At 45.7% G+C, this 9,691-nt stretch carries 4 protein-coding genes, 2 tRNA genes, 3 rRNA genes and 1 pseudogene; 1 reads left to right on the plus strand and 9 read right to left on the minus strand.

Going from position 1 to position 9,691, the window contains the following annotated elements; genetic code table 11:
• Window positions 1-35: 35 nt before the first annotated feature.
• The 4 genes from SK32_RS13915 to SK32_RS25745 all read right to left on the minus strand — a co-directional run bounded on the left by SK32_RS13915 (window position 36) and on the right by SK32_RS25745 (window position 5,513).
• Entirely contained in the window at window positions 36-2,174 is a 2,139-nt protein-coding gene (locus SK32_RS13915; RefSeq protein ID WP_053065231.1) for a KAP family P-loop NTPase fold protein, read from the minus strand.
• 327 nt (window positions 2,175-2,501) lie between these two features.
• Window positions 2,502-3,701 (minus strand): hypothetical protein, encoded by a 1,200-nt coding sequence (locus tag SK32_RS13920; RefSeq protein ID WP_048212928.1) that lies wholly within the window; start codon window positions 3,699-3,701, stop codon window positions 2,502-2,504.
• A 44-nt stretch (window positions 3,702-3,745) separates the two neighbouring features.
• Window positions 3,746-4,303, minus strand: a complete 558-nt coding sequence (locus tag SK32_RS26050; protein ID WP_140168319.1) for a hypothetical protein — start codon at window positions 4,301-4,303, stop codon at window positions 3,746-3,748.
• Window positions 4,300-5,513, minus strand: a protein-coding gene (locus SK32_RS25745; protein ID WP_148735742.1) for an IS3 family transposase whose coding sequence is annotated in 2 segments (ribosomal slippage) — window positions 4,300-5,219 and window positions 5,219-5,513 — 1,215 coding nt in all. Because the reading frame shifts where the segments join, the coding sequence is not laid out codon by codon here. The genes SK32_RS26050 and SK32_RS25745 overlap by 4 nt, the downstream gene beginning before the upstream one ends.
• A 181-nt stretch (window positions 5,514-5,694) precedes the next feature.
• On the opposite strand from SK32_RS25745, the pseudogene SK32_RS24855 reads away from it, so the two are divergent.
• Window positions 5,695-5,868 (plus strand): annotated as a pseudogene (locus tag SK32_RS24855) (molybdopterin-guanine dinucleotide biosynthesis protein B); the annotation flags it as partial.
• Between the two features lie 161 nt (window positions 5,869-6,029).
• Here SK32_RS24855 and rrf (SK32_RS13940) read toward each other — a convergent pair.
• The 5 genes from rrf (SK32_RS13940) to SK32_RS13960 all read right to left on the minus strand — a co-directional run bounded on the left by rrf (SK32_RS13940) (window position 6,030) and on the right by SK32_RS13960 (window position 9,676).
• A 5S ribosomal RNA gene (gene rrf, locus SK32_RS13940) occupies window positions 6,030-6,145 on the minus strand.
• A 39-nt stretch (window positions 6,146-6,184) separates the two neighbouring features.
• Window positions 6,185-6,260, minus strand: a tRNA-Thr gene (locus SK32_RS13945).
• Window positions 6,261-6,274: 14 nt separating this feature from the next.
• Window positions 6,275-6,390: ribosomal RNA gene (gene rrf, locus SK32_RS13950) — 5S ribosomal RNA — on the minus strand.
• Window positions 6,391-6,487: 97 nt separating this feature from the next.
• Window positions 6,488-9,394, minus strand: a 23S ribosomal RNA gene (locus tag SK32_RS13955).
• Window positions 9,395-9,600: 206 nt separating this feature from the next.
• Window positions 9,601-9,676: transfer RNA gene (locus SK32_RS13960), tRNA-Ala, on the minus strand.
• Window positions 9,677-9,691 lie beyond the last annotated feature (15 nt).

The following is a 9,691-nucleotide window of genomic DNA, read 5'->3' on the forward strand; positions in this document are numbered from 1 at the left end:
CTGATAGGTAATCAAAGCCTTTACTTTTCAGAATACTACTTCAGTTTAAGCCAACAATCCCAAAACTCGTTGACCTCGGGGAAAACACCTTTTCCAGCCAATTCCTCTATCCGTGTTTTAAATGCACTAATATCTATAAATTGCCCTAACCTCTTAATATTAACATAAATTTTTCTTCTGGCAACTGCATCCCCCATCGTTTGGGTCCATCCGTAAGAGGTAAATGCAATTGCAATTGATTTAATATTTTCATCATCGTCAAGGAGGGTTTCCATCCATTGCTTTATTCGTAAATCATCTTCTCCGAGTAACTGTTGCCATTGATATATCAATAATGAAAAATCCTTATGCCTTAATAAAGCATAACCATTATCCTTATCAAGTTCCCTGGCAAAACAATCTGCCAACATCGTTCTCAGATACCCAGCATCTTCTTCAGTTGTTAAGCATTTGTCTTCACACTCGGGCGGTCTTTCATCAGTAGGATGATAATCAGTCCATGCTGAATTCGTAAAATCAGCCAACCAACCTAATGAGGCGTGCTTACAAGCAGAAACAAATATTCCTGAACGCTCCTCCAGCGACAATCGCTCTTTAGTCAGAGCACGCAATAACCAGTGTAGTCGGAATGCGTTATTGCTAAAATCTAACCCTTTAGCCTGATCTGCATCGATATCCATCTCGTCCGCAATTTCAAACAACGCAGTCAGAAGTGGTTCTATGTCATCTATTGAAATTTTCTCAGCATTCACTTTTAATTCGTCTAAGATAACAGCCGCTTTTGTACCACCAGTACTACGATTAATAGTAAGAGAATCTCGCAATACATTTTTAATATATTCGATATCTGATATTTTTGACAAAATATCATTAAGTTCCTCAGCGGATAAAACATCACAACCTATAGAAAAACGGAAATATGTATCAAAATGAGAGATTGAACATACACGTCGCTCTCTGGACCACACAAGTTCCCAATCATGCGAATATGTCATGTTTCCCCAGACACCTTCCAATACCGGGAATATTCGTTTTAACAAAGATCGCAACCTATTCTGGCATTCAAGTTCTTTGTCTTTAAAGAATAAGTTATCTAATCTTTCTGCGACCAACTTCTTATTGGCCTGATCTCGTAACTCTATACTACAAAGTAATGATTTATTCTGCCTTATCGCGCGGTAAATATTCGGATGAAGCAAACGTAATACTTCCAGTGCAACAAAATCGGCAACATTGACGTCCTCAGAAACAGCAGGCCATGTAACAGACAGTGAATTAACAAACCGGGCCACATCCCTTGGCGTTCGCATCTCAGTTGCAATTCCCTCATAAAATACATTCAAAAACCGAATAACCTGCTCATCGGGAATATCACCACAAATAGTACCCACTTGTTCTAACAGGTGCTGTTGCACATCAGTTATCACTGGTTCAGGTAACTCAAATGCTGCCTGAACAATTTTTTCTAAATAATGTGGTCCCTCGGAAGGAAATCGTTCACTTACAATTTTCTCTGCCAGAATCCGATCATATACGAGCAAATACATCACATTCGGAAGACGCCCAACAGATTTCACCAGACGAAAAATCAATAACGCTTCATCAGGAGAAAGTCTGTCAATATCATCAATCACCACAAGGAATCTCTTTGGTTGTTCTTGCAATGACGCTGATAGTTTTGCATGAAGCTTCTCGACACCTTCATCTTGCTCAATTAACCCTCCCAACCATTCCATTGCATTACCAGCAACGCTGCCTGTTCCACCTGCACCAGCCAAATCCGCTGCTCCACCTAATACAGAACCAGCCTTCAACAACCTTGCCCCCAACTTAGGAAGAGACTGTTTAAGTTTTTCCCCCAAAGATGGTGATAGTCCCGCATATAATTCACGAAAAAACGCTAATGCCAATGCTTCTTCGCCTCGAAACCACCAGCAAGCGAAATCAATAATAACAATATCGTCATCTCTAACAGGTTGTTCAAGATGATGTTTTATCAAATTCAATGCACTACTTTTCCCTGAGCCCCACGGGCCATTAAGCGCAATAACTGAACCTTGTGGCGACTTAATTTTAAGGATGCTGCTAGCCAGTGTTCTTGCAAAAGGATCTATACCAAACCGATCTTCTGAGGGAATTTGTATCGGTTGATCGTTATAGGATACATCATTCATAGATACTCCCATTTATTTTGCATCTACAGGTTAAGAGGAAAATTCTGGATTGCCGCTTTGAGTATTTCAAATAATTCCTACGGCATATGATTAAAAGATAATTGCTGATAATGTCAGATATGATTTAATACTTCCACAGTAAAACCCAACTCAAGTCCTCTGTTGACAGTTTTTTAATCCCGATATTCTTTCTTATTTCTATTGCCATTTTTATAAAAGCATTTCTTTGTTCATTAGTATTCATTATTACTCCTAATTGCTCAAATTTTGAAAATGAACGAATAACGGGACTGGAATCATACTTAATAATCTCAAACCTATAAAAATTTATTTTTCAAACTTATATTGAATATAAAATTCAATTAACATTATTGCAGCTAATGATATGGAAAGTTGATTACACAAATGTATATATCTACTATATGTTAGCTGTTTTCTCTCTCCAGTTCCTCCGCTTCGATACATGACTAATTCACCATCATGCCATATAGATGCATGATGGGAGCCATTACGCAAAGAGGAATCAACTCCATCAATAAAATTCCTAAAGTCACCATAATCCTTAAAAGGCTGATGCTTCTTCGCTTTCTCTACATCCTTGATATACTTATTCAAACTCATACTCTTAAAAGTATCAAATGAACGGCCAGATTTTATATTAAATAAGCAAGCTAAAATCACAAAGTTAGATGTTAAAGATTCATAAACCTGACCATAATAAAGTTTAATTTCATCAAAGTTCTTTGAACCTACTATTCTATCATCCACATCATCAGATGATATTCTTGAAAATACAACCAACTGCCCAAAGTGGTCCCTAAATCTAAAATAATCACTAAATGTAGTAATATATCGCTCCATATTTTCCAATCGAATATTATTTTTATAATATACATAAAAATCATCCAATTTTGAGTCTTTATGTAAACTATCTATCAGTGAAAATACAGGGTTAGTTAATGATGTTATTTTTGGATAAAACAATGAATCGAAAAATTCATTAATTATGTCATGTTTGTCTTCTATCTTAGCGGTTATGCTATTTTTCTTTCTTTGGTCTATATATGAAGAGAGAAGCTTATCTTGACTTTTATTATATGGCTCATCAGAAAATATGATTATCCTCTTAACCAATCCCCATAGATTAGGAGCATTTGGGACATCAAATTGAGTACTTATATCCTGAACTTGTTTTTCAGATAACCGAAGAAAAGGAGATATTAACCTCATCAATGACATAGATACAAACACTTTTGGATCGTGTAGTTCAAAAATATTAAACGAGAAATTAGGATGAAAATTCACAATTGTATGATGAAGATCTTCCATAGTGAATTTTATTAATTCTGAATTTTCAACAACTTCAATATAAGCTTGTAGCGGGATAGCCCTTACGGCAATAACTATAGGACTTTTGCATGTTATACAGTCGAAGTAATGTTTTTGATACGAATCGTATCCGACACCAATTCTAAGGCGATATTCGTGGTTACATATTAAGCACCGTATACAATTAGTCGTAACCATCAGTTTTTATCCCTCAGTTATAGTTCACTCTTGATATATAACATTCAAACCGCACTATAGCCCTGCTTCGGATCATTCTTATATTGCGGAAATGCCAGCTTAAGCGCCCCTTGATCCACCAGCGGTTTTAAGTACTGCTGACGCAGCGCGTTAGGGTTACGGCTAAGGATCTGTCCCAGAGCAGCAACGGAAATATACTGCCCCTGACACACATTCAGGATCACACTCTTCATCAGCGCTTTATCCCCAAGACGCAGCCTTTCACGTGGAACGGCAGCCAGAGCAAACAACGAATCCCGGAAAGCATCAGTAAGATTTTCAACATCATCAATATAAGGCCTGTCGATAAAGCGGTTAAGCAAACGGCCATACTCATCTCTGGACGCGGGCTGATCGTCCCCGGAGTTATATGTGGAGCTCTCTTCGCTATGTGTGGATCCCGGCTCGTTATGTGTGGAGCTCTCTTCGTTATGTGTGGACCTCAGCTCGCTATATGTGGAGCTCCCCTCGTTATGTGTGGACCTCTGTTCGTTATATGTGGAGTTCCCCTCGTTATGTGTGGAGCTCACCACCGCACCCAACGAGAAAACTGTAGTGGTCAAGTAATACTGGCCACAGTTTTACAGTAAAAATGGTATCTGTTCTCAGACTCTTCCGGCGTCAGTCCACCGTTATAATGGTGAGGTCTGACGCTGTTGTAGTAGTTCAGTATGTAATCATTAATTTGCTGCCGGGCCTCGTCCTTGCCTGCATAACCATGTGCTGGCACCCATTCTGTTTTCAGACTGCGGAAGAAGCGTTCCATTGGACTGTTATCCCAGCAGTTTCCCCGTCGACTGACGCTTTGTTTTATTCTGTAACGCCAGAGAAGTTGCTGATATTTCAGACCTGTATATTGGCTTCCCTGGTCGCTATGGAACATGACATCACGCGGTTGACCACGCGTTTCATAGGCCATCCGCAGGGCACTGCTTATCAGTGCGGTATCGGCATGTACTGACAGACTCCAGCCGACAACCCTGCGGGCAAAAAGATCCATGACGACCGCCAGATAGCACCAGCGATTTCCTGCCCAGAGATACGTAATGTCTCCGCACCACACCCGGTCTGGTTCGGGCACAGCGAACTGACGCTCGAGCAGATTCGGCAGGCAGGTATGCTCCTGACGGGCATTTTTGTACTGATGTTTTCCGGGCTGATAACTGCTCAGGTTCAGATATTTCATCAGACGTCCGGCACGGTAACGGCTCATCGCGACGCCGTTTTGGGTCAGCATGTCAGCCAGAGTGCGTGCCCCCGCAGAGCCCCGACTCTGGTTCCACGCCCGACGTATTTCGCTGCACAACCTGACGTGTACCGGATTAACCATATCGCGTCGTTTTCGCCAGTACCGGTAACTGCTGCGGTGTATTTCCAGCGCGGAGCACAGGCTGACAACCGTGTGGCTGTCACTCAGTCTGGCAACTATCGTGAACCGTTCAGCGAGTCGGACATCAAGAGCGCAGTAGCCTTTTTTAATATCGTATTTTGTTCCTCCAGACGGCGAACCTGCTTTTCCAGCTCGCGGATACGTTGCTGGTCTGGAGTAATGGGCGTGGCAGTGGGCGTAATCCCCTGGCGCTCTCGTCTGAGCTGGCGTACCCAGGACTCAAGCGTGGTAGAACCAACATTCATTGCTTCACTGGCTTGTCGATATGAGTAGCCTTTATCAACAATCAGCTGTGCACATTCCAGCCTGAACTCAGGGGTGAAAGTACGTTTAGTTTTCTTGTTCATTAAGTCACCTGTTTTATGTTGTGGTGAGAATATCACCTTTAATCAGGTGGCCAAATTTACTGTGCCACTACAGCTCGGGTAATGATGTAGACAGTTGTAGGCCGAATAAGGCAGGATGCCGCATCTGGCGGTTTTCACCCCACCCGGACGCAAAAAAGCCCGTCCGTCAGGATGGGCTTCTTCACTTATCTGAGGCCTGGCAGTTTATGGCGGTGCCGCTAAGATCCTGCTCTTTCGTGAAGGTTGCGGGCACAGTCCTGAAGAATTGGTGATAGACGAATATGTTATCGCGGTTGCCAGTGAAGTTCCGCTGGCAGTGGATGTTCCATTGCTAGATATCAACGACATACAGCAACTTACTGAGTTTGTTACGCAATGGGTAAGACAGTAACTGTGGTATTGCCTGCTTGCCTGATGCGCTGCGCTTATCAGGCCTACAAAATACATTCAGCTGTAGGCCGGATAAGGCGGGACGCTGCATCCGGCGGTTTTTACCCCGCACAGACGCAAAAAAGCCCATCCGTCAGGATGGGCTTCTTCACTTTAATTAATGCCTGGCAGTTCCCTACTCTCGCATGGGGAGACCCCACACTACCATCGGCGCTACGGCGTTTCACTTCTGAGTTCGGCATGGGGTCAGGTGGGACCACCGCGCTACAGCCGCCAGGCAAATTCTTTACTAAGTGCCAAACTTTAACCCGAAAAACTGGTGCTGATACCCAGAGTCGAACTGGGGACCTCACCCTTACCAAGGGTGCGCTCTACCAACTGAGCCATATCAGCACACTAAATTTGATGCCTGGCAGTTCCCTACTCTCGCATGGGGAGACCCCACACTACCATCGGCGCTACGGCGTTTCACTTCTGAGTTCGGCATGGGGTCAGGTGGGACCACCGCGCTACAGCCGCCAGGCAAATTCTGTTTATCAGACCGCTTTATGCGTTCTGATGTCATCTGTATCAAGCTGAATCTGATGTCTGTCTCTTCGCCAAAACATCTTCGGCGTTGTAAGGTTAAGCCTCACGGTTCATTAGTATCGGTTAGCTCAATGTATCGCTACACTTACACACCCGACCTATCAACGTCGTCGTCTTCAACGTTCCTTCAGGAGACTTATAGTCTCAGGGAGAACTCATCTCGGGGCAAGTTTCGTGCTTAGATGCTTTCAGCACTTATCTCTTCCGCATTTAGCTACCGGGCAATGCCATTGGCATGACAACCCGAACACCAGTGATGCGTCCACTCCGGTCCTCTCGTACTAGGAGCAGCCCCCCTCAATTCTCCAGCGCCCACGGCAGATAGGGACCGAACTGTCTCACGACGTTCTAAACCCAGCTCGCGTACCACTTTAAATGGCGAACAGCCATACCCTTGGGACCTACTTCAGCCCCAGGATGTGATGAGCCGACATCGAGGTGCCAAACACCGCCGTCGATATGAACTCTTGGGCGGTATCAGCCTGTTATCCCCGGAGTACCTTTTATCCGTTGAGCGATGGCCCTTCCATTCAGAACCACCGGATCACTAAGACCTGCTTTCGCACCTGCTCGAGCCGTCACTCTCGCAGTCAAGCTAGCTTATGCCTTTGCACTAACCTCCTGATGTCCGACCAGGATTAGCTAACCTTCGTGCTCCTCCGTTACTCTTTAGGAGGAGACCGCCCCAGTCAAACTACCCACCAGACACTGTCCGCAACCCGGATCACGGGTCCACGTTAGAACACCAGCCATTAAAGGGTGGTATTTCAAGGTTGGCTCCATGCAGACTGGCGTCCACACTTCAAAGCCTCCCACCTATCCTACACATCAAGGACCAGTGTTCAGTGTCAAGCTATAGTAAAGGTTCACGGGGTCTTTCCGTCTTGCCGCGGGTACACTGCATCTTCACAGCGAGTTCAATTTCACTGAGTCTCGGGTGGAGACAGCCTGGCCATCATTACGCCATTCGTGCAGGTCGGAACTTACCCGACAAGGAATTTCGCTACCTTAGGACCGTTATAGTTACGGCCGCCGTTTACCGGGGCTTCGATCAAGAGCTTCTCCTTACGGATAACCCCATCAATTAACCTTCCGGCACCGGGCAGGCGTCACACCGTATACGTCCACTTTCGTGTTTGCACAGTGCTGTGTTTTTAATAAACAGTTGCAGCCAGCTGGTATCTTCGACTGATTTCAGCTCCATGGGTAAACCACTTCACCTACATATCAGCGTGCCTTCTCCCGAAGTTACGGCACCATTTTGCCTAGTTCCTTCACCCGAGTTCTCTCAAGCGCCTTGGTATTCTCTACCTGACCACCTGTGTCGGTTTGGGGTACGATTTCGTGTTACCTGATGCTTAGAGGCTTTTCCTGGAAGCAGGGCATTTGTTACTTCAGCACCGTAGTGCCTCGTCATCACACCTCAGCGTTAAAAGAAGTCCGGATTTACCTAAACTTCCCGCCTACATGCTTAAACCGGGACAACCGTCGCCCGGCTAACATAGCCTTCTCCGTCCCCCCTTCGCAGTAACACCAAGTACAGGAATATTAACCTGTTTCCCATCGACTACGCCTTTCGGCCTCGCCTTAGGGGTCGACTCACCCTGCCCCGATTAACGTTGGACAGGAACCCTTGGTCTTCCGGCGTGCGGGTTTTTCACCCGCATTATCGTTACTTATGTCAGCATTCGCACTTCTGATACCTCCAGCATGCCTCACGACACACCTTCAACGGCTTACAGAACGCTCCCCTACCCAACAACACATAGTGTCGCTGCCGCAGCTTCGGTGCACAGTTTAGCCCCGTTACATCTTCCGCGCAGGCCGACTCGACCAGTGAGCTATTACGCTTTCTTTAAATGATGGCTGCTTCTAAGCCAACATCCTGGCTGTCTGTGCCTTCCCACATCGTTTCCCACTTAACTGTGACTTTGGGACCTTAGCTGGCGGTCTGGGTTGTTTCCCTCTTCACGACGGACGTTAGCACCCGCCGTGTGTCTCCCGTGATAACATTCTTCGGTATTCGCAGTTTGCATCGGGTTGGTAAGTCGGGATGACCCCCTAGCCGAAACAGTGCTCTACCCCCGAAGATGAATTCACGAGGCGCTACCTAAATAGCTTTCGGGGAGAACCAGCTATCTCCCGGTTTGATTGGCCTTTCACCCCCAGCCACAAGTCATCCGCTAATTTTTCAACATTAGTCGGTTCGGTCCTCCAGTTAGTGTTACCCAACCTTCAACCTGCCCATGGCTAGATCACCGGGTTTCGGGTCTATACCCTGCAACTTAACGCCCAGTTAAGACTCGGTTTCCCTTCGGCTCCCCTATACGGTTAACCTTGCTACAGAATATAAGTCGCTGACCCATTATACAAAAGGTACGCAGTCACCCCATAAAGAGGCTCCCACTGCTTGTACGTACACGGTTTCAGGTTCTTTTTCACTCCCCTCGCCGGGGTTCTTTTCGCCTTTCCCTCACGGTACTGGTTCACTATCGGTCAGTCAGGAGTATTTAGCCTTGGAGGATGGTCCCCCCATATTCAGACAGGATACCACGTGTCCCGCCCTACTCTTCGAGTTCACAACCTGTGCATTTTGGTGTACGGGACTATCACCCTGTACCGTCGGACTTTCCAGACCGTTCCACTAACACACAAGCTGATTCAGACTCTGGGCTGCTCCCCGTTCGCTCGCCGCTACTGGGGGAATCTCGGTTGATTTCTTTTCCTCGGGGTACTTAGATGTTTCAGTTCCCCCGGTTCGCTTCATTACGCTATGGATTCACGTAATGATAGTGTGACGAATCACACTGGGTTTCCCCATTCGGAAATCGCCGGTTATAACGGTTCATATCACCTTACCGACGCTTATCGCAGATTAGCACGTCCTTCATCGCCTCTGACTGCCAGGGCATCCACCGTGTACGCTTAGTCGCTTAACCTCACAACCCGAAGATGTTTCGTAAAACACCACCGTGTTGCGAAAATTTGAGAGACTCGAACACACCGCTTATCTGTTCTTATTACGGAGAACAGACATAGTGTGTCGTTTCAATTTTCAGCTTGATCCAGATTTTTAAAGAGCAAAACTTCGCAGTGAACCTTTTCAGGTACACTCTGAAGTTTTCTTGTGTTTTTGCAGTAAAGATGGTGGAGCTATGCGGGATCGAACCGCAGACCTCCTGCGTGCAAAGCAGGCGCTCTCCCAGCTGAGCTATAGCCCCATCGTAAAACTGTTT

The sequence above is a fragment of the Citrobacter sp. MGH100 genome, from assembly GCF_001034465.1.
Taxonomy (GTDB): Bacteria; Pseudomonadota; Gammaproteobacteria; order Enterobacterales; family Enterobacteriaceae; genus Citrobacter; species Citrobacter youngae.

Bases quoted from the DNA above. Each gene is read 5' to 3' on its own strand.
- SK32_RS13915 (WP_053065231.1), bottom strand. From the start codon at position 2,174: ATGAATGATGTATCCTATAACGATCAACCGATACAAATTCCCTCAGAA.
- SK32_RS13920 (WP_048212928.1), bottom strand. From the start codon at position 3,701: ATGGTTACGACTAATTGTATACGGTGCTTAATATGTAACCACGAATAT.